Below are 21,796 nucleotides of genomic sequence, written 5' to 3'. Positions count from 1 at the left end.
AATTTAAAAACACCAGCAGCCCAAGAGGATTTCTTAAAATCTAAAAATAGTGACTATAAAATAGCTGCAGAAAGTGCCCAAGCTTGGGGCATTGGTGGCTCAAATAGCCGTGCTTTAAATGCTGTAACTATTGCAATCACAGGCGCACTCGGTGGTCAAACAGATCTACAAGTTGCAGCGAATAGTTTGTCCCCTTATGCCGCACAGTTGATAGGCGAGCCATGGGGTCATGGTGAAGACAAAAATAAGGCTGGAGCTTGTACTGAGGTTTCTGCTGTGGATCAGCTGGTTAGGCAAGGAATTGATCCATCAAGGATCAAGTTTATTGATGCACTCCGTCCAAGAATTGTTTATGAAAATGGAAAAATTGTTAATGACGCATATATTAAGCCTTGTGAAAATTGTAAAATATCTTGGTCAAAGGGTACAAAATAATGAGTAATCTAAACCTAGATTGGAAACCAGAGTTCGGGACGATTTATACTTGGTTCGCTATGGATAAAAATGGGCTAATTTCTATTATGATAAATAATAATTGGGGAGATATTCCCAAGGTCATTCTATCATTGGATAAAGCTGAAAATCTTTTAGATAATTTGAATGAATATATCTGGGAGGATTCATTATTGTTTAATCAATATCCAAAATACAAAGAAGGAATAACAATTTTGGATTTATATTCTCATTTGTTTTTTCCAAAAAGTAGGATTGAGGTTGAAAGAATAATTCATGAAAGATCTATAAATACTTCTAGAATAACAGAATATAATATTCCTGCTCGTAAGGGGTTTATTATTTACCATGCGGTTGATGGCGATAATGAAGATATGGATTACCCTGTAGGGTATTCAGGTCGTACCAAAATGGGGGATTATTTTAGATATTTGGTTCCGAGTATATATGTTAATACTAATGACATTCCTAAAGATTTATGGTGTGCAATAGCTGCTTCAGATAACTTGGATTTTACAAAAGACAGGCTTTTAGATAATGATCAAATTAATTCTTATTTTAAATATAGAGTTGATGAATTATATAAGGTGTAGAATTAGCAACTAGCTTTAACATACTATTTTATGTATAGGAATAATAAGATATTTATGTGGTTATTTAAGGTGACTGTTCCTACAGTCACTTTTTATTTAACTTTAATTACTGCTTCAATATATGCTTATAACCAAACTTCACAAAAAAAACTTGATATATATGGGAAAAAGAAGGTATGTATTATTGATCCCAAGACATTTAAGAATACAGCAAAAGAATCAACTTTTTATAATCAAAGTAGGCAAAAGCTTAAGTATGAAAATGAAAAGTATATAGTGGAGTGATAATGTTAGATATTAATGTAAAAGCAGAAATTGGAAAATCATTAGCTGGTTTAAAACTTGGTAGTAATCTATCAATGTATTTGCCGTATGTAGATCAAATAGTTGATGAGCATCAAGTCGAATGGACTATAGATATAGAGCTTGATAATAAAGGTATCTTGCTCTACAAGTTTAAAGACGATGAGAGCATTTTATATTTCAGTGAACCGAGGTTAGAGCTTTTTTTTAGTAATAAAGGTATTTTATTTAGCATACGGGCAAGCTATGGATATCTTGGTAAAATATTTGAAGGTGGTGTTAAAATTGGTAGTCGTATAGGTGATATTAAACATCCTTTAATTCTAGATGATACTGAGGATGTCCATTATTTAGCAAATGGTGAGGATATTATTGAAGGAATTCTATTTTTCGCTGGTGGATTAGAGGTGGATGAAGACCCAGATTCACTTATTGAAGAAGTTCGAGTGTATGATTATAGTCTAAAATAAATTTAAAGTTTAGTTGTAGAGCCCTTAAATGGAACTATGCAAATATTTTTTCTTTAACGCTATGAATCAATGTGATTGTTTCCGCAGTCACCTTTATTTAATTTCAATTGTTGTTCCGACACATATTTATAGCCAAAATTAACAAGCAAAAGCTGATGTTGAAAAGGAAGTCAAACAACAGATTACTATTGATGAATTACAGAGCAAAGGTGGAGCTGATTGGGATACATTTCAAAGTTTAAAAACACCAGCGGCCCAAGCGAATTTCTTAAAGTCTAAAAATACTGACTATAAAATATCTGCATGGTGGACAATAGAAATACGAGCTAATAATTCCATTTCAGATGATATTACTATTGATAAAAATAGTAATAAAATATTAGGGGACATAAGGCCTTCAGTGAATATTTCTAATCATGATTATTTTAATTCTGTTGAAAATATAGCTGATGACTATAATAATGTCATTGACTATGAATTTTCCTAAAAAATAATAGTAATAATTTAAATTGTTGTTCTGAATTTCTTATCAAAGATAAATAGAAGATAGATTGTTTTGGGATGTAAGTGCTAATAAGCTATTTCTATTTTATGAATATTAAAAGTAACAAGCTAACGGAGGTTAAAAATGAAAAAAATACTTATACTGTTAGCTCTTTGTATTCCGATTTCTAGTTGTATGATAACGGGAATAAATGATCTATACCGAATTATACCAGTGGAAAATCAGTCTTATGAAATCGTTTCTTATTTTGAAAAGAAGAAAAAAATATTCCCTCAAAATTTATTGCTTTACAGAGAGGGGTATATAATTAATATACTGATTGAAGATTCTATAGATAATAGCATCGCTATGCCAATAACTTTCCATATTGAAGATAGAATTCTTTGTATGAATAATCTTAAGATTAATATTGGACCTCATGGGGGATCTAGCCCATTGAACTTGGCGTATTACATGGATGGTATTTATTTACAAAAGTCTAGTCTAGAATATGGTTATGATACTTTTGTGTTTGGTGATTCTACATATTTTTATAAAAAAGATGGTTCTTACGGAATGATATTTGATCAAAGAGAAATTACTTTTGATATTATTAACTGTGAGACAAAGCAGAAAGTAGGGACTGAAGTATTCAGGTATGTTCCTAAAAAAATTGGATGGTACTTTGTTGTTGATGCTCTTTAATACTATTTAAACTCTCAGGATATTCAGTATTAGATTAATGGATAATCACTTCATTATTTGTCCTACTCATTAAGATGGTTTGGATTATAGTTTTACAGGTATAGATAATTTTGAGGATTTTATCCTTGATAAAAACGGTTCTGATGAGGAGCTAGAACAGACTGTAAAATTGGCGTATGAGAAGGGTACAAGTATTTATTGAGTATTCAGGAGATTTAGTAAGTAAAACGTATGATTCTGTCGGTGATTTTCTCTTTCAGACAATGAGAGACCCTATATAAATAAAAATTAATCTAACGTAGGTTTAATCTAAATCATTATTTGAGTTTTTAGATTATTTGTCGGTGTAAAATTTCCAAAGCATATCATTTATACAGAAAGTTAAGTCATGTTAGGCCAACCTCATGATCATTCCCTTATGCATGATTGACAACAAATAGTCGCTTGGTTATTTTCCCCTTAGTTCTATTTTAGAACTTAATTATATTTTAATTAGATGTCTAATAGATTTATAGCCTGATGAGGGTGAAAGGAAGAGTGCTATTAAGTCGGCAGATTGAAAAAATTGAAAGCATGGGAAGCAATCTCGATGAAACGAATATTAAGAAAAAACTCTTATACTGACTGGCCGTTAATTGCACGTAAGGTGACTTTTGATTGGCATAATGTACCGTTAAGATGGATTCCAAACAATCCTTTGGCTAGCCATGGAGTTAATCATTTTAGTTTTACTTTGGTACGAGGAGAATATTTTTTTTGTCGAATGTTGAATAAAGCATTACCGCTAATAGATGACAAAAAACTTAAAGAAGATGCTCAAATATTTATTCGTCAAGAAGCGATGCATTCCCAAGCACATAAGCATTCCATTGATGAATACTTAAAGCATTATGGTGTAGATATTGAATCACAGTATAAACGAGCCAGCTATATTTTTGATCAATTATTACTTGATCAGCCTTTAGGTATTCAGCTACCAGCCATTTTTCAACGGTCGTGGTTAAATGCTCGGGTGGCCTTAGTAGCGGCTGCAGAACATTTTACTTCAGCGATTGGTCAATACGTTCTTACCCGATCATATTGGCAGGAGCGTGGTTGTGATCCAACAGTGAGTGATTTGTTTACCTGGCATTGTGCTGAAGAAGTTGAACATCGGGCTGTAGCCTATGATGTTTATCAGTATATCAGTGGCAATTACTTATTACGCGCAGCAGTTATGGCCATTACCGCACCAATGTTCACATATTTAATGGCAGCCGGTACAGTGCATTTAGCTGAGAGTGATGATGAAGTGCCATCATCTCAAAAAAGTTTATTGAGTTGGGATTTTTGGAAAGCTTGGCATTTAGCCGATAAAAATGGATATTTACCAGGGCCTGTATGGTATTTAAAAACATCACTCTCATTTTTTAAGCCAAATTATCATCCTTTGACAGAAGCTTCAACTGAACTGGCATTAAAGTATCTAGATCGCTCTGCCGCAGTTAATCGTGCAGCGCGAGAGATTAACGCTGTAGAAGGAGCATATGTATGAGCCATGATGAAAAAATAAAGACCTATGTTCATTCTGACAATATCTGTCTGGCTGCTTATCATTGGGGTGAACTAACACCTGAAAAAGAAAGCATTATTTTTATTCATGGTTATCCAGATTCAGCAGAGGTTTGGAATAAACTTGCTGAAAGTTTGGCAGATGAATTTAATGTTATTGCATACGATGTTCGTGGCACGGGTTTATCCGATATTCCTGCGCACTCATCTGAATATGACTTCAAATATCTGATTAACGATTTAGAACAGGTCATTCAAGCGTTTAGTCCACATCAGCCTGTTCATTTGGTTGGACATGATTGGGGAGCATTACAAGGATGGGAGGCTGTATTGGGTGATCGACTAGAAGATAAAATTCAATCATATACAGCATTGGCACCAAGTCTTGATCATGTAGGGTGGTGGTTTAAACGAGAATGGTCAAAAGGGAGTTTTCAAGGCTACCGTAATGTCATTCAACGTGGTATTAGCTCGGGTTATATGGGGATTTTTCAAATTCCATGGATACCAGAGCTCGTTTGGAACTTAGGTTTGGCACAGTTGTGGCCTAAATGGGTTGCTAAAAGTGAAAATACCGAGGTGCAACCAGACCCCAAACAATTACGTAATGGTGTAAACGGCTTAGGGTTATATCGCCAAAACTTAATACAGGCACTATTACATCCAACTTCACGTACAACATCTATTCCTATACATATGTTGGTTATGACGCAAGATCCTTTTGTACCAAAGCATTTGAGTTTAGGAATGGGCGAGTGGGCGAGTGATATTCACTATACTCAGATTGAGTCAGGACATTGGGGAATTTTAAGTCACTATGCTGAAATTTCTAAAAAGATACGAGATTACATTCAGCAATTAAATTCATGATACCCAGATTGAAAGTTAATCTATATCTTTAAGCTATTACTGATTTAATTTTAGGGAGATATACACATTTCTCCCTTTTATATTTGAATCGACTGTGAGTTTATTTGAGGAGCCTCAACAAACTGTTTCATAACTTCAGCTAAGACCTCAAATATACGATCATCATTGCACTGCACAACATTAAAACGTAAAAAATCCTTGGCTGATAATGATTGACTAAAGGCATTTCCTGGTGCGAGTACAACTCCTTGTTTTAAACAAGCTTGGGCAATAAGCCCAGCATCTAAGCCTTTGGGGAGTTTACACCAGAGAAACATGCCCGCTTGAGGTATGATCCAAGGTTGAATATTTATGGCTTCTAATTTACGGATGACTTTAAGCATTTCGCTGGCTAAGCGAGTGCGTACCATGTCCATGTGTTTACGATAGCCACTGTCTTTTAATGAAAGTAGTACCATCTCTGCAGAAAGTCGTCCACCACCAAAGGACGTGGCAATTTTTAAATTGACTAGATTTTCAACCCAGTCATTTTTTACTGCAATATAACCACAGCGTAATGATGCGGATATTGTTTTTGAAAAACTACCGATTTGAATGACACGTTGTAGGCCATCTAAAGCAGCCAAACGGGGAGCTGGATTGAGCTCAAAATCTGCAAATATATCATCTTCAATAATAATCAAATTGGTAGAATCAATTAATTTTAATAAGTGGTGTGCTGTAGATGGAGATAGTGTTGCGCCTGTTGGGTTGTGGATACCAGAATTTGTAATATAGAGTCGTGGGTTATGTTCAGCCAGAACTTGCTCAAAAATTTCAAGCTGAGGGCCTTGTGCAGTATAGGGCACGCTAACAATATTGGCTCGATGTGCTTTGAGTAAAGCATGAAAATTAAAATAACAAGGATCATCAACAATAACGGTATCACCTGGCTCAAGAAAAAAACGACAGATGAGGTCAATCGCTTGAGTGCCTGATTCGGTAAGAATAATTTGGTTGGGGCTGACCTCAATGTTGTTGCCACTTAAACGACGAGAAAGTAACTGACGTAATTCAGGATGTCCCAACGAAGTTGCATATTCTGCTAAATCTAGGCTATCCGCCCGAGCCATTGTTCGTAAAGCTTTTCTCATGCCTGTTTCATAGAGCCATGTTGGCGGTAGCCAACCACAACCCGGTTTTAGTGTTGTTGTATCTGTATCTAAAGCTTGTCGTGAAACCCATAAGGGATCTACTTCACGGTCAAGTTTCGGCTCTATTTGGGTTAAAGAAAGCGGAGCGATTGGGCCTGCAACGTAGAAACCAGAACCTGGTTTAGAGAGAATCACACCTTCAGCCATTAATCTTTCATAGGCTTCTACAACTGTAGACACAGATACATGCATGAAACGAGCTTGAGCACGAACTGAGGGGAGCTTGGTTCTTGGTAGATAGATTCTTGAAGAAATTTTGTTTTGAATTTCTTGCATCACCATGTGAATACGCGTTTGATTTTTCTTCACGTTGTGTCCAACTGTAAGGGAATAATAAGCATAACAGTTCTTAATAACTGTACTGAACTGTAACTCGTTTTACTGTTGTCGTCCATGTTCAAATGAATGTATTGTAAAACTGAGAAAATGACATGAATGAGGCAACAAAAGGTTGGGTTAATGGTTTGATTGGTGTGACGATTTTTGCAGGTTCTTTACCTGCAACGCGTGTTGCTGTAGCCGATTTTGATCCACTTTTTCTAACAGCTATACGGGCACTGATTGCTGCATTATTGGGTGTATTTTTATTGATCGTACTCAAACAACCAAAACCCAAACTGACGGATTTACCATCTTTGGCGATGAGTGCTTTAGGCGTGGTAATCGGTTTTCCGCTTTTAACTGCATTGGCTTTGCAATATGTAACTTCTGCTCATTCAATTGTATTTATAGGTTTATTGCCACTATGTACGGCGTTATTTGCTGTATTACGTGCAGGTGAACGACCAAAACCTTTATTTTGGGTATTTTCTATTCTTGGTGCAGCTTTTGTCGCAGGTTATTCCGCATTTGGTAGTAGTGGTGCTTCATTAAAAGGAGACTTACTCATGCTTGCGGCAGTGTTGGTATGTGGCTTTGGATATGCAGAAGGCGCAAGAGTTTCTCGTACTTTGGGCGGATGGCAAGTCATTTGCTGGGCTTTACTTCTCTCTTTACCCATTATGTTGCCGATTGCTTTATGGGACATGCCGAGTAGTTTTAGTCATGTCAGTTTATCGGCATGGTTTGCACTAGCTTATGTTTCTATTTTTAGTATGTTTTTAGGTTTTGTTTTTTGGTACAAAGGTTTGGTTCAAGGTGGCATTGCCGCTGTTGGTCAATTACAACTCTTTCAGCCTTTTATAGGTTTGACATTAGCAGCCGTGCTTTTACATGAATCTGTGAGTTGGACGATGTTAGTGATAACGCTGATTGCTGTGCTTTGCGTAGCTGGATCAAAAAAATACGCGTAACATACAAAGCTCCAAAGCTGTATTGAATCAACTTTGGAGCAACATAAAACGGATGAAAAAAATGCATTCTCACAAACATTGATGAACAAAAGCTGCTTGTTTAATAATTTGCGCCAATTGTTGCATTGCATAATGTAGCTGTTCAGAGTCAAAGTCACTTAAACCCATAATGAGTCCAGGACGCTGTTGTGCTAGAGAATAGGTGGTTGAAATCGCCTTCACTGCTACGTCAACGTTCACAGCAGCAATCGCAATTTCTACATCGTTTAGTTTGGGGTGCAACCACAGCACCATATGCATGCCTTGATCACCTGATTGTAAATGTGCCAAGGAGGGTGGCAGGTATTGTTTAACCAATGCTATGAGTTGGAGACGATTCTCTGCATAGACTTTGCGGATACGTCGGATATGTTTTTCTAAGTAGCCTTCCTGAATAAATGCAGCAAGTACATGTTGCTCTGCTGAAGGAGGGTGTCGATCTATTAAAGCACGAAGTCCGCAAAAAGGAGCAACCAATGCAGGTGGGAGTACTGCATAACCGAGACGTAAAGACGGAAAGAGTACTTTACTAAAGGTCCCTAAATAAATCACCTGATCGGGAGACATCCCTTGTAAAGATGGAAAAGGTTGGCCATAGTCGCGGATTTCACTGTCATAATCATCTTCAATAATCCAAGCATGCTGTTGTTTGGCCCAAGCGATGAGCGCTGAACGTCGTGCCAAGCTCATGGGCATACCTAGTGGATATTGGTGTGAAGGGGTGACAAAAGCGGCTTGTGCATGTGGTGCAATATTCAGCGCATTTTCAACTTGTATCCCTTCTTCATCAACGGGTATACGAACAATGTCAATTTGCTGAGATATATTAGCCAAGAGTGCAGTTGTACCTCGGTAGGCAGGATCTTCAACCCAAACTTGAGCATGCGGTTGAAATAAAATTTGGCTACAAATATAAAGGGCTTGCTGAATACCGCTGCAAATCACAATCTGTTCGGCTTCACAATGTACAGAACGAGAGCGCCGCACATAAGCAGCAATGGCATGTCTCAAAGAAAATACACCTTGTGGTTCATCGTATCCTGTGGGAATTGCTTCACCACGGGCACGAAATTTATTGCCAAATTTACGCCAAACGTCATTTGGCCGTGTTCGGCCAACAGGTACAGATACTGCAAAGGGTCGGTGAGGAATGGGTTGAAATTCTTTGAGTATTTTCGCGTAGGCTTGTGCTGATGACGTTAAATGCGGTTTTAAATCTGAGGGTTGCTTGCCAGTTTCATCTATTATCACCACGGTATCAGATAAATCATGAGAAACAAAAGTACCTGTGCGTGTTGCCGTGCTGAGCACCCCCTCAGCAATTAATTGATCATATGCTTGAATTACAGTCCCTCGTGAAATTGCTAGGCTGCTGGCTAACTCACGAGAAGAAGGCAGTGGGTCACCAGCTTTTAGTTCTCCATTTTGCACGGCATCACGTAGTATTTGGGTGAGTTGCGCACTAATTTTTCCCTTTGATTTATCAAGCCTTGTAATCGCAGGGAGGTCTACAATTTTTGCTGTTCTTGCCATAATTCTGGTCTACTCAAAAAAAATCAAAGTGGTACTTTTTAATAATCCAGATAAAACTGAAAATTTACAACCATGAATACAATGTATTGAAAATTAATAATATGGAGTTTGCTTATGTATATCCCAAAAGATTTTGCAGAACAACGTATTGATGTGTTGCAAGAGCTGATTATTCAGCATCCTTTTGCAACTCTTGTTTGTTATGGAAATCAAGGATTAGATGCACATCATTTACCTTTTGAATTAAATGCTGAGCAAGGGCAGTTCGGGGTGTTACATGCTCACGTAGCACGAAATAATTTGCTATGGACTGCGGTGAAAAATGGTGATGAAGTGCTGGTTGTATTTCAAGCTGGGGATGCATATATCACGCCGAATAGTTATCCATCCAAACACGAACATCACCAGCAAGTGCCAACATGGAATTATCGTGTAGTTCATGTCTATGGAAAAATCACGGTTCATGATGATGAACAGTATGTGCGTGGTGTCGTTGCACGACTCACAAGACGTCATGAAGCTTCACAAGTTGAACCATGGAAAATGACGGATGCACCTAAAGATTATTTGCAGCAAATGTTAAAAGCAATCGTGGGAATCCAAATTGAAATTACTAAAATTCAAGGTAAATTCAAGTTAGGGCAAAACAAAGCAATAGCAGATATTGAAGGTGCAGCAAGTGCATTGCAACAACAAGGTAAAGTAGAGCTGGCACAGGCAATGTATGCCGTGGCAGCAGAAAAACAAAACACTGTAGTGAAATAGAAGGAGCACCACAATGTCATGGACTACACCATTAACGTTACAAGGTGACTATGTTGTTGTAAAACCTTTAGCGTTGAATCAAGCAGAACAATTCATTGAAGCCGTTTGTGATGGAGAGTTATGGAATTTATGGTATACACGAATTCCTCAACCTGATCAGATGATTGCGGAGATTACACGGCGTTTAGCATTGCAACAAGCAGGGTCAATGCTGCCTTTTTGTATTGAAGATCGTCATACTCATCAAGTCTTGGGCATGACAACATTTATGAATATTGAACCTACCCATCGACGAGTTGAAATCGGCTCTACATGGTATCGGCGGTCGGCTCAACGTAGTCCAGTCAATACTGAGGTCAAACGGTTATTGTTAACACATGCCTTTGAGTACTGGAAGTGCATTGCTGTGGAGTTCAGAACATCATCTTTTAATGTTCAAAGTCAAATGGCTATTCAGCGCTTAGGTGCAAAACTCGATGGTGTACTACGTAGCCATCAAATTGTGCAAGGTGATATTTTACGTGATACTCATGTTTATAGTATTTTGCAGCAAGAATGGCCAGCAGTACGACATCATCTAGATTATTTAATGAGTAAACAACGTTAATTGTTTAAAGTCATTGTCATCTTGAGTACAAACGTACCAATGTGATTGCGGTCTTATATTTTTGTTATATAAGGAGAAAGCCATCTCATGGTGCGTTATTTTGTGGTTAAGGGGAGAGTACTCTGCCCACTGATTTGATTGTGGGCAAAGAAAAATGAACGGTATTGAGGCTGTTTGTGACGATTTAAATCTGTTGATCGGGTGGGCTTGAGATATTATCTGGCGTCATCAAAGCTTGATTTACATAGAGTTTGATTAATCTTTCACGTGAACCAATGGATTTTTGATAATGTGTTGAGTTGAGCAGTAGAGACGCGCCGTAGGTGACAGTCCAAATGTAAGATAAATAATCACGAATGGACATCATACTATTTGACTGTTTTAGATAGGCTGCAAAAATATCCTTAATTTCTAAAATACGCTGTTCACGAATATGGTACAGCTCTTTAAACAGATCATTGAGTTTGCGTTCGTTGTTGGTGAGACGTTCTTCAATAACATGTAATAAAATCGTTCGGTTTGAATTGAGCATGTTGTACAACATATATTGTGAAACATAAGATTTAATATCGTTATTGTATTTTTTGGAAATTTCTAATAACCGCAGTTCATTTAATATAATGAGTTCTAAATAGAGTTGATTCTTACTTTTAAAATGTTTGTAAATAGTGCCTTTGGCAATATCCAATTCATTAGCGAGTTCACTTAGTGTTATATCTTGATGTTTATCCAGCAATAAAGTTTCTGCCATCGCTAAAATTTTTTCCTTGCGCTGTAGAAGATTTTGTTGCCGTACAGTAGTCATTTTGAATTCCATATACATCAATTGATAAAGTCATTTTAGATCAAGCGATGTAGATTTTAGCTCAAATAATACCAAGGTTGGTCATCGTTGTTATAACTGTCTATAAAATAAGCATTATATCTGTTTTTCAGGTTTCACAGTAAATGTTGCTTAATGTCAAGAAAAGTGAACCCTTGAGGTCATTTCTAACAAATAAAATTCCATTTTTTAGGAAACTGCACTATTGTCAATGCGCACAAAATCAACGGCGATTTTATAAATCATAGTCATTGACTTTTAATGTTTGATCCTTGTGGGTTGGTTTCAAATTTTGTTTTTTTTAGGTTATTTATGTACAGTTCAATGCAAAATCAATTTATGAACTTAGTCCATTTCATGCAGTTTCTATCTAGTCGAACGCGATTTTAAAACCCCATAGGATTAGATAACACCTTCTTTCCTTTTGTGTCATATATCTAGAACAATTATCTAGAACAATGACATTAATGATATAGACCTAAATTTGATCAAAATAAAATCAGTACGCTGATTTTATCGGGCTAGTTTGTCTTTAAAAAAGATACGGATTTATTTTTCACTCACATGCACTATAAGGTAAGTAACAATGCCAATTTATAACGCTCCGCTCAAAGACATGGACTTCATTTTAAATGATGTGTTTAAGGCTGATGAATTTTGGCAAGCCAATGAAAATTTTGCCCACCTTGATATGGCAACGGCAAACGCAATTTTAGAAGAGATGGCTAAATTTTCTAAAAACATCATCCTTGATTTAAATCGCAGTGCTGATGAATCTGGTGGTGCCCAATTTGAGCAAGGTGTTGTTCGCACTCCTGAAGGATTTAAAGAAGCTTTTCAACAGTTTGCAGCAGGTGGCTGGATTGGTCTAGGCGCAGATGAGCAGTGGGGCGGTCAAGGCATGCCAAAAATGTTGACTGTGCTTGCAGACGAAATGATTTGGAGTACCAATCCATCATTTATGTTGTATCCATTACTGACTGTTGGTGCAGGCATGGCGATCAATGATCGAGCATCAGAACAACAAAAACAGACCTATTTACCGAAGTTATATACAGGGGAATGGTCTGGCACAATGTGTTTGACTGAACCTCATTCAGGTACAGACTTAGGTTTAATTAAGACTAAAGCAGAACCTAATGAAGATGGTTCATTTAATATTACTGGTACCAAAATTTTCATCACCAGTGGTGAACATGATTTATGTGAAAATATTATTCATTTAGTGTTAGCAAAAACACCGAATGCACCTGCTGGTTCACGTGGTATTTCACTCTTTATAGTACCTAAGTTTTTAGTGAATGAAGAGGGCCACCTTGGTGAGCGTAATGCAGTCTCTGCGGGTTCGATTGAACACAAAATGGGTATTAAAGGTTCAGCAACGTGTGTGATGAATTTTGATGGTGCCAAAGGCTATATGGTTGGCAAAGAAAATGAAGGTTTGGCTGGCATGTTCGTCATGATGAACTATGAACGTTTATCTATGGGGATTCAAGGTATTGGTGCTGCCGAATTTGCCTACCAAAATGCAGCACAATACGCCACAGATCGTTTACAAGGTCGTTCTGCAACAGGAGTGAAGTCTCCTGAAAAACCTGCAGATTCAATTTTAGTTCACGGCGATGTACGTCGTATGTTGTTAAATATTAAGGCAAATAATGAAGCATCACGTGCTTTTGCTGTATATGTTGGACAACAGCTAGATATTACCAAGTTCTCAAATGATGAAGAACAAATCCGTAAAGCCAATGATCGTGTGGCGCTATTAACACCAATTGCCAAAGCTTATTTAACAGATAAAGCTTTAGATTCAGCACTAGAAGCGCAAATGTGTTTTGGTGGTCATGGCTATATTCGTGAATGGGGAATGGAACAGTGTATTCGTGATTTACGTATTGCACAGATCTATGAAGGAACCAACTCAATTCAAGCAATTGATTTAATTGGACGTAAGACCACCAAATGTAAAGGTGCTTTTATTGCTGAATATATTGCAGAGATTCGTGAATTTGCTGCGAGCATGGATGATTGCGCAGTGAAAACAGCAACCAGTTCTGTGTGTGATCAGCTTGAAGCAGTGACTCAATTCATTGTTGAGCAATCACAAGTAGAGCCAGATTTTAGCAATGCTGTAGCCGTGGATTATTTACATAGTGTTGGACTACTCAGTTTTGTTTATATGTTTGCACGTATTCGCCAAGCCGCGGCAGCAAAATCTGAAGAGTTTTACCAAAATAAATTGGTATTGGCTGATTACTATGTTGCGAAATTACTCCCAGATCTAGCTGCACGTATTGCACGTATCCACGCGGGCTCAACACTTATTATGCAATTGCCTGAGGCGTATTTTACGGCTCAAGCATAGGATTTTGGGGGATGTTGCACAGGCTTTGATTTTATCTTACTTGAGGAAAATAGGGTGAGGCAGAGCCATTCCCCAGATCAATGAGGACAATATTGATATGCCTCAACGTACAAAAGTGTCGTTGAGGTTCAAGATGTATAAACAGGATGGAATAAAAAAATGATTGTAATTATAGATGGCGTACGCACAGCAATGGGTGGTTTTCAGGGTTCATTGTCTTCATGTACAGCACCAGATTTGGGTGCTGCTGTAATCAAAGCCAGCGTTGAACGCTCTGGTTTAACGGCTACAGATATTGATGAAGTGATTTTTGGTTGTGTATTACCAGCAGGATTAAAACAAGGACCAGCACGTCAAGCAATGCGTCAGGCAGGTTTGAGTGATGCTACAGGTGCAACAACAATTAATAAAATTTGTGGCTCTGGTATGAAAGCTGTGATGCAAGCAGCAGATGCAATTAAAGCAGGTTCAGCACAAATTGTTGTTGCTGGTGGTATGGAGTCGATGTCAAATGCACCTTATTTACTTGAAAAGGCGCGTTCTGGTTATCGTATGGGACATGCTAAGACCATTGATCATATGTTCCAAGAAGGCTTAGAAGATGCTGAAACCGGTCTTTCTATGGGCGTATTGGCACAAGAAATGGCAGATAAGAAGGGCTATAGCCGTGAGCAACAAGATGCCTATGCAATCAACTCACTCAATAAAGCAGTCAACGCAATTCAAAATGGTCATTTTAAAGATGAAATTGTTGCGGTGAATATAAAAACACGTAAAGGTGAACTTTGCGTAGATACAGATGAACAACCACTCAACGCCAAAGTAGATAAGATTGCAACTTTACGTCCTGCATTTAAAAAAGACGGCACGATTACTGCGGCAAATGCCAGTTCGATTTCTGATGGTGCATCGGCATTATTAGTTACTTCAGAAGAAATAGCGACTGCACGTGGACTACAACCTTTTGCAAAAATTGTTGCTTATGCAACGCATTCACAGCACCCTTCAGAATTTACCATTGCCCCTGTTGGTGCGATTGCTAAAGTGCTGGAAAAAGCAGGTTGGAATGCGCAAGAAGTTGACTTATGGGAAGTGAATGAAGCATTTGCGATGGTAAGTATGTTGGCTATTGATGGATTTAATCTTGATCCAAATAAAGTCAATATCAGCGGCGGTGCATGTGCATTAGGACATCCATTGGGTTCTTCAGGTTCACGTATTATTGTCACTTTAATGCATGCTTTAAAACGTACAGGTGCGAAAAAAGGGATTGCAACTTTATGTATTGGTGGCGGTGAAGCAACTGCGATAGCAATTGAATTGATCTAAGTAATGTATTGCTAGATTTAATGCATGGTACTGATTTGATTATTTAATAGATACGGTTTCAGTGATTGAGCGTTTATCAAAGTAGCCCATGATGAACTCAGGGAGAGGTCATTGGAGACTACTTTATTTTGAGATTTTTAGATTATGAATGGTTTAGATCGCATTCGTTTACATTCCTTACGTGATAAGGTGATGTCTGCAGAACAAGCAGTACAATTGATTAAAGATGGTTTTGTTGTAGGGATGAGTGGTTTCGGTGGTGCTGGAGAGGCAAAAATAGTGCCTTTGACTTTGGCTGATTATGCAAAGACGCATCCTTTAAAAATTACTTTAGCCACAGGTGCAAGTTTAGGTAATCAGATTGATGGTCGTCTAACTGAAGCGAATGCATTGGCACGTCGTTATCCTTACCAAGCTGATCCTGTACTACGTCAAGCGATTAATGCGGGTGAAGTGATGTATATCGATCAGCATTTATCTGAAATGGCAGATAATATACGACATCATAATTTACCTCGAATTAATGTTGCAATTATTGCGGCTACTGCGATTACTGAAGATGGTTTAATTATTCCTACAGGTTCAAGTGGTAACTCTGCTAATTTCGTTGAAATGGCCGATTTCGTTATTGTTGAAATTGACAATACCATTAACCCAGTGTTGGAAGGCGTACACGATATTTACGTTCCGAAGGCAAGACCTCATCGCGGCCCTATTCCAATTATGAGTGTAAGCGATCGTATTGGTCAGCAGGGTATTGAGGTTGCGCCTGAAAAAATTGCAGCGATCGTGATTAATGAGGTGCCTGATACTTCATTTGCAATGGATGAACCAGATGCAGATACCTTAGCAATTGCACAACATTTGATTCAATTCTTTGAAGCAGAGGTTGCAGCAGGACGTCTACCTGAAAATTTAGGTCCATTACAATCGGGTGTTGGTTCAATTGCCAACGCAGTGTTCTCAGGTTTTGAGCACTCAAATTTTCATGATTTAGAAATGTATTCTGAAGTATTGCAAGATTGTACTTTCCAGCTCATTGATTCTGGAAAAATGAAATTTGCATCTGGTAGTTCTATGACGCTATCAGAATCTTGTTTGACTCGTGTGATGAATAATTTTGATCAGTACAAAGATAAAATTGTGTTACGTCCACAAGAGCTATCAAATAATCCAGAGTTGATTCGTCGTTTGGGGATTATTGCGATTAACACTGCACTTGAGTTTGATATTTACGGCAATGTCAACTCAACGCACGTTACTGGTAATAAGATGATGAATGGCATTGGTGGGTCTGGAGATTTTACTCGACATGCCCATATTGCGATTTTTGTGACAAAGTCTGTGGCTAAAGCTGGGGCAATTTCATCTGTTGTACCAATGGTGAGTCATACCGATCATACCGATCATGATGTTGATATTTTAGTGACAGAGCAGGGACTTGCCGATTTACGTGGTTTAGCACCACGCGAACGTGCTTTAAAAGTGATCGAACACTGCGCACATCCAAGCTATCGTGCACAATTGATGAGTTACTATGAACGTGCGTGTGCTAAAGGTGGGCAGACACCTCATCTATTACATGAGGCCTTATCATGGCATGCTCTTTTTCAAGAAACGGGCAGCATGAAAGCAGTATAAGCATTTAACTTTTAGTGGTATCTGGTCCTTAATTCGGTCGTTGGTGTAATTCAGATTGATTACAGGGTGAAAGGGCCAGATATTTATTAAAAGCGATTCGCTGACTATAAGAATTATTATTGCAGATTTTGATGACTTGTTTTGAGCAAAAGTAATTAGAAAAGAATAAGGAACAAGTGAATTGTGGCATAACGTTATTCTTAGCTGTAATTTATCTTGATATTTCATGTGATATGATGAAGATGTGATTTGCTGATTAAATAAACAAATAGTTCTAATTTAGAACTTAAGTAATTTTGATTTAATTATTTGATTTTTAATATAATAAATGCATATTTTGTGTGGATTTTATGTCACTTTTGACTGCTTAGTAACGACATTATATATTGCTGCTTTTCTCATTTAACGATATTTTTAGCAAGGTAAAATATAGAAGCTTAGGATGGCCTAATCATAATCTAATGAGTAGATTTGGGCCATACGCCTAATTATTTCAATGCTTTAAGCTTAGTTCTCTATCCATCAGTTCAAGTATAAAAAACGACATGTATATAGATATAAAACTCACTTTATATCGTGCTGAGTTGATGGGCAAATTAAGTTGATGAGTGCGGCTTAGGAATAAACCATGACAGATGCACAGAATACGGCAGATACCCCAGTTGAAAGTGGGGCTGCAAATAGTACCCCAGTAATGAAATCGAAACGTAAAAAGTTATTGACTCTTGTTGCTATGATTGTCGTTATTGTTGGGGGGATTTATGCATTGATCACCTTATTTTTCGATAATAGTGTAAATACTGATAATGCGTATGTTGGTGCGGAAAATGCACAAATTACCTCCATGCTGAATGGTCAAGTATTGCAAGTAATGGTGAGCAACACTCAACAAGTAAAGAAAGGCGATATTTTAGCGCTTATTGATCAACGCGATGCACAAATTGCTTTACAGCAAGCTGAAGCACAGTTGGCCAAAGCCAAGCGTCAATACACGCAAAGTTCTGCAAATAGCCGTTCTTTGTCGTCACAAGTGCTGGTGAGTAGTGATGATATTAATAGTGCGCAAGCGCAGGTTGTGCAATCACAAGTAAGTTTGAATAAAGCACAAAACGAATATCAACGCCGTGCACAGTTGGCAGCAACGGGTGCGATTTCAAAAGAAGAACTGGGCAGTTATCAGAGTGCTTTAGATACAGCACAGGCCAATTTAAATGTTGCTAAGGCTACGTTAGCACAAGCAGAGTCTAAACAAAAAGCAGCACAGAGCAATCTAGCTGCAAATGAAGCATTAATACGTGGTACTTCAGAAGACTCAACACCTGACGTTTTAGTGGCTCAAGCGGCTGTTGACCAAGCAAAATTAGATTTAACTCGTACTGTAATTCGAGCACCTTTAGATGGGGTGGTAACGAATCGTAATTTACAAGTTGGGCAACGTGTTGCTCCAGGCTCAGTATTGATGGTCGTAGTGCCAATTCAACAACTTTATGTCGATGCAAACTTTAAAGAGAGCCAATTAAAGCGGGTTCGTGTTGGGCAAAGTGCTGTATTAACCTCTGATCTTTACGGAAAAGATGTTGAGTATCATGGTAAAGTGGTTGGTTTTTCTGGTGGTACTGGGGCCGCTTTTGCTCTTATTCCAGCGCAAAATGCGACAGGAAATTGGATTAAAGTTGTGCAACGCTTACCTGTACGCATTCAACTCGATCCTAAAGAGCTAGAGCAGCATCCGCTTCGTGTGGGACTTTCTATGGATGCCACGATTGACCTCAAATCGAAGTAATTGCCTATGAAAGATCTCACTCTACCAGGAGAGCTCAAGGGGCCCACATTACTATTAGCTGCCTTTGTATTGGCCTTGGCAAATTTTATGGTGGTGCTCGACATGACCATCGCCAATGTCTCCGTCCCACATATTACTGGAAGTTTAGCTGTTTCTAGTTCCCAAGGTACTTGGGTGATTACCTCGTATGCTGTTGCTGAGGCAATTTGTGTTCCATTAACAGGGTGGCTTGCTGGACGTTTTGGTGCAGTACGTATTTTTATTGTTAGTTTGATCGGCTTTACTACATTTTCAATATTATGTGGTTTATCCAATAGCTTAGCGATGTTGGTAATCTGTCGTATTGGGCAAGGCATTTTTGGTGGTCCAATTATGCCGCTTTCACAAACCTTATTGATGCGAATTTTCCCTCCTGAAAAGCAATCGCAGGCTATGGGAATGTGGGCAATGACTACCGTTGTTGGACCAATTTTAGGCCCAATATTAGGAGGCTCGATCAGTGATAATTGGTCTTGGCATTGGATCTTCTTTATTAATATCCCTGTCGGCGTGTTATGTGCTTATGGTGCTTTCCGTTTATTGCGTGGGATTGAGACACCAACAGCGAAGCTAAAAATTGATGCCATTGGTTTGGCATTGTTAGTGATCTGGATTGGTGCATTACAATTAATGCTGGATTTAGGACATGAATATGACTGGTTCAATAGTAATATCATCGTTGCATTGGCGATTATTACGGTACTAGGGTTTATTGTCTTTATGATTTGGGAGATGACCGATCAGCATCCTGTGGTGAATGTTCGGATTTTTCGTTATCGGGGCTTTTCCATTGCAACCTTGTCTTTGGCTTTTGCCTTTGCAGCCTTTTTTGGCAGTATTGTGCTTATTCCTCAGTGGTTACAACTTAACATGGGGTATACCGCAACATGGGCTGGCTATTTAACTGCAACAATGGGTTTTGGCAGTTTAATGATGTCTCCTATTGTTGCAAAAATGGCCACCAAGTACGATCCAAGAGCACTCTCTTGCTTTGGGCTAATGGTGCTTGGAATAGTGACATTGATGCGTGCCTTTTGGTCAAATGATGCCGATTTTATGGCGCTGGCTTTACCTCAGATTATTCAAGGTTTCGCTGTACCATTTTTCTTTATTCCATTATCTAATCTTGCCTTAGGTGCAGTACGTCTTGATGAAATGGCATCAGCGGCAGGGTTAATGAACTTTGTTAGAACAATGGCGGGGGCAATTGGCGCTTCAGCTGCGGTAACACTGTGGGATGATTTTGCGAAATCATCACGGAGTGATTTGGTTGGAACTTTACATACCGAACATACCCAATCTCAATTAATCCAACAGGGGATCAGTTCAGAAAGGGCATTAGGCATTATTTCTGATTTAGTGAATAAAGAAGCACTGACTTTATCTGTCAATCATGTGTTTTTTATTTTTGCGATGATTTTTATCTTTGCAGGATTAATCATTTGGCTGTGTCCAAAACCGAAAAGTAGTGTTGGTGCAGGGCATGCACACTAATTTCTCGTCAAATTAATAAGGAGCCCGCTACTAATAAAATAGCGGGCTTTTTATCTTGCATTTGTGAATTATTTGATTAAAAATACACTTCTTCATTGGGGAGTAGCCGCTATTTACGCAATGTAAATAGGTGATGATCAACATAATTGCTTATCTAAAGCATGGTCATCATAGCAAAAAACGTAATGTTTTCCTGTTGGCAAGACCTTTGATTTACTTTTCTTGTTGAGATTCTTTAGCTAGCAAGGAGGGGTAAGTCATGGGTTTTTATCTTGCTAGCTAGAGAAAATATAATGCTGAAGTATTTTAAGTTTTCCATCCTAGTTTCAATTGCTTGTCTCTTGCTCTCAGCCTATTGGGGCTATCATCATGGTGTTCATGCTGGTGGAGCTGCAATGCTGCAAGTGGTCAGTGCAACACTCATTTTAGCGGTTATGGAAGTTTCTCTGTCATTTGATAATGCAGTAGTCAATGCTGCCGTTTTAAAACATTGGAATCCATTTTGGAAGATGTTGTTTTTGACTTTAGGAATTTTGGTTGCTGTATTTGGAATGCGTTTACTTTTTCCATTATTAATTGTTGCATTAACTAGTGATTTGAGCATGTTTGAAGTCGCTCAATTAGCATTAAATCAACCTACGATTTATGCTGCCAAACTTGCAGATCATCATGCTGAGATTGTTGCTTTCGGTGGTATGTTTTTATTATTGGTATTTTTACATTTTATTTTTGATCAAGATAAAGAGATCCAATGGTTTAAATGGTTAGAACAACGCTTTACTCAATTGGGTAAAATCGCCGCGATAGAAGTGTTTATTGCTTTATCCATATTATTATTCATGAATGTTTTTGTGGCTGAGGATAAACGCTTTGTGGTTATGATGGCTGGTATTTGGGGGATTGTTATTTATATTGGTGTGCAAGTGTTGAGCCATTTTCTTGCTGGTGAGCAAAGTACCGCAACGGATCATTCTGTGGTGTCTTCTACTATTTTAAAAGGGGGAATTGCAGGATTTGTATATTTGGAAATATTAGATGCTTCTTTTAGTTTTGATGGCGTGCTCGGTGCATTTGCAATTTCAAATGATATTGTGGTGATTATGCTGGGATTGGCCATTGGGGCGATGTTTATTCGTTCGCTTACTGTATATTTAGTAGATCAGGGGACTTTAGAAAGTTATATCTACCTTGAGCATGGTGCACATTATGCAATTGGCGCATTGGCACTGATTATGTTGGCTAGTGCAACAGGTTGGCATATTTCAGAAATAATTACGGGTTTAATAGGAATATTTTTTATTATTTGGTCGAGCATTGCATCAATCTCACATCAAAAAAATAGCGTATCTCAATAGAATTTTAATAAGGTGGTTTTAAGCCGCATTTTGCCCCAAGTAAGGGGCTTTTTTATGTTTAAAAATTATTTAATTTTTAAAATCATTGTATTAGATGAAGATGGATTTT

General features: G+C 38.0%; 19 protein-coding genes and 1 riboswitch. Of the genes, 16 read left to right on the top strand and 3 right to left on the bottom strand.

What is annotated here, in order from left to right; genetic code table 11:
- The first annotated feature begins 186 nt into the window (after positions 1-186).
- From RFH42_RS09200 to RFH42_RS09170, 7 genes are all read left to right on the top strand, one after another.
- Entirely contained in the window at positions 187-435 is a 249-nt protein-coding gene (locus RFH42_RS09200; protein ID WP_308975293.1) for a hypothetical protein, read from the top strand.
- On the top strand, positions 435-1,046 hold the full coding sequence (locus tag RFH42_RS09195) for a hypothetical protein (RefSeq protein ID WP_308975292.1): 612 nt from the start codon (positions 435-437) through the stop codon (positions 1,044-1,046). The genes RFH42_RS09200 and RFH42_RS09195 overlap by 1 nt, the downstream gene beginning before the upstream one ends.
- A gap of 69 nt (positions 1,047-1,115) precedes the next feature.
- Complete coding sequence (locus tag RFH42_RS09190; protein WP_308975291.1) at positions 1,116-1,331, top strand: hypothetical protein; 216 nt, start codon at positions 1,116-1,118, stop codon at positions 1,329-1,331.
- A gap of 2 nt (positions 1,332-1,333) precedes the next feature.
- The gene (locus RFH42_RS09185) at positions 1,334-1,819 is read left to right on the top strand and encodes a hypothetical protein (protein WP_308975290.1); all 486 of its coding nucleotides are present in this window, start codon (positions 1,334-1,336) and stop codon (positions 1,817-1,819) included.
- Positions 1,820-2,447: 628 nt separating this feature from the next.
- Complete coding sequence (locus tag RFH42_RS09180; protein ID WP_308975289.1) at positions 2,448-3,008, top strand: hypothetical protein; 561 nt, start codon at positions 2,448-2,450, stop codon at positions 3,006-3,008.
- Between the two features lie 589 nt (positions 3,009-3,597).
- Positions 3,598-4,542 (top strand): metal-dependent hydrolase, encoded by a 945-nt coding sequence (locus tag RFH42_RS09175; RefSeq protein WP_308975288.1) that lies wholly within the window; start codon positions 3,598-3,600, stop codon positions 4,540-4,542.
- Complete coding sequence (locus RFH42_RS09170) at positions 4,539-5,429, top strand: alpha/beta fold hydrolase (RefSeq protein ID WP_308975287.1); 891 nt, start codon at positions 4,539-4,541, stop codon at positions 5,427-5,429. The genes RFH42_RS09175 and RFH42_RS09170 overlap by 4 nt, the downstream gene beginning before the upstream one ends.
- 77 nt (positions 5,430-5,506) lie before the next feature.
- On the opposite strand, the gene RFH42_RS09165 is transcribed toward RFH42_RS09170, so the two are convergent.
- Positions 5,507-6,898: an aminotransferase-like domain-containing protein gene (locus RFH42_RS09165; protein ID WP_308975342.1), complete on the bottom strand. Its 1,392-nt coding sequence runs from the start codon at positions 6,896-6,898 to the stop codon at positions 5,507-5,509.
- Positions 6,899-7,053: 155 nt separating this feature from the next.
- On the opposite strand from RFH42_RS09165, the gene RFH42_RS09160 reads away from it, so the two are divergent.
- Positions 7,054-7,914: a DMT family transporter gene (locus tag RFH42_RS09160; RefSeq protein WP_308975286.1), complete on the top strand. Its 861-nt coding sequence runs from the start codon at positions 7,054-7,056 to the stop codon at positions 7,912-7,914.
- 69 nt (positions 7,915-7,983) lie between these two features.
- Here the strand turns inward: RFH42_RS09160 and pdxR are convergent, their stop codons facing one another.
- The gene (pdxR, locus tag RFH42_RS09155) at positions 7,984-9,486 is read right to left on the bottom strand and encodes a MocR-like pyridoxine biosynthesis transcription factor PdxR (protein ID WP_308975285.1); all 1,503 of its coding nucleotides are present in this window, start codon (positions 9,484-9,486) and stop codon (positions 7,984-7,986) included.
- A 114-nt stretch (positions 9,487-9,600) separates the two neighbouring features.
- On the opposite strand from pdxR, the gene RFH42_RS09150 reads away from it, so the two are divergent.
- Both RFH42_RS09150 and RFH42_RS09145 read left to right on the top strand, forming a co-directional pair.
- Positions 9,601-10,251: an FMN-binding negative transcriptional regulator gene (locus RFH42_RS09150; RefSeq protein ID WP_308975284.1), complete on the top strand. Its 651-nt coding sequence runs from the start codon at positions 9,601-9,603 to the stop codon at positions 10,249-10,251.
- Positions 10,252-10,264: 13 nt separating this feature from the next.
- On the top strand, positions 10,265-10,858 hold the full coding sequence (locus RFH42_RS09145; protein WP_308975283.1) for a GNAT family N-acetyltransferase: 594 nt from the start codon (positions 10,265-10,267) through the stop codon (positions 10,856-10,858).
- 184 nt (positions 10,859-11,042) lie between these two features.
- Here the strand turns inward: RFH42_RS09145 and RFH42_RS09140 are convergent, their stop codons facing one another.
- Positions 11,043-11,663: a TetR/AcrR family transcriptional regulator gene (locus RFH42_RS09140; protein WP_308975282.1), complete on the bottom strand. Its 621-nt coding sequence runs from the start codon at positions 11,661-11,663 to the stop codon at positions 11,043-11,045.
- A 604-nt stretch (positions 11,664-12,267) separates the two neighbouring features.
- Here RFH42_RS09140 and RFH42_RS09135 point away from each other — a divergent pair.
- The 6 genes from RFH42_RS09135 (at position 12,268) to RFH42_RS09110 (ending at position 21,687) form a co-directional block, all read left to right on the top strand.
- Positions 12,268-14,046, top strand: coding sequence for an acyl-CoA dehydrogenase C-terminal domain-containing protein (locus RFH42_RS09135; protein ID WP_308975281.1), 1,779 nt, complete (start codon positions 12,268-12,270; stop codon positions 14,044-14,046).
- A gap of 159 nt (positions 14,047-14,205) precedes the next feature.
- Positions 14,206-15,375: a thiolase family protein gene (locus RFH42_RS09130; protein ID WP_308975280.1), complete on the top strand. Its 1,170-nt coding sequence runs from the start codon at positions 14,206-14,208 to the stop codon at positions 15,373-15,375.
- A gap of 144 nt (positions 15,376-15,519) precedes the next feature.
- Positions 15,520-17,016 (top strand): succinate CoA transferase, encoded by a 1,497-nt coding sequence (locus tag RFH42_RS09125; RefSeq protein ID WP_308975279.1) that lies wholly within the window; start codon positions 15,520-15,522, stop codon positions 17,014-17,016.
- A gap of 628 nt (positions 17,017-17,644) precedes the next feature.
- Positions 17,645-18,799 (top strand): HlyD family secretion protein, encoded by a 1,155-nt coding sequence (locus tag RFH42_RS09120; protein ID WP_308975278.1) that lies wholly within the window; start codon positions 17,645-17,647, stop codon positions 18,797-18,799.
- Positions 18,800-18,805: 6 nt separating this feature from the next.
- A complete protein-coding gene (locus RFH42_RS09115) occupies positions 18,806-20,332 on the top strand; it encodes a DHA2 family efflux MFS transporter permease subunit (protein WP_308975277.1) in 1,527 nt (508 codons plus the stop codon).
- An 85-nt stretch (positions 20,333-20,417) separates the two neighbouring features.
- A riboswitch (yybP-ykoY riboswitch) is annotated at positions 20,418-20,573 on the top strand.
- A 52-nt stretch (positions 20,574-20,625) separates the two neighbouring features.
- Positions 20,626-21,687: a DUF475 domain-containing protein gene (locus tag RFH42_RS09110; RefSeq protein ID WP_308975276.1), complete on the top strand. Its 1,062-nt coding sequence runs from the start codon at positions 20,626-20,628 to the stop codon at positions 21,685-21,687.
- Positions 21,688-21,796: the final 109 nt, after the last annotated feature.

The sequence above is a fragment of the Acinetobacter rudis genome (assembly GCF_031157835.1).
GTDB lineage: Bacteria > Pseudomonadota > Gammaproteobacteria > Pseudomonadales > Moraxellaceae > Acinetobacter > Acinetobacter rudis_A.
Note: the sequence above shows the minus strand (reverse complement) of the source record. Positions and strands in the feature narration are given on the sequence as shown.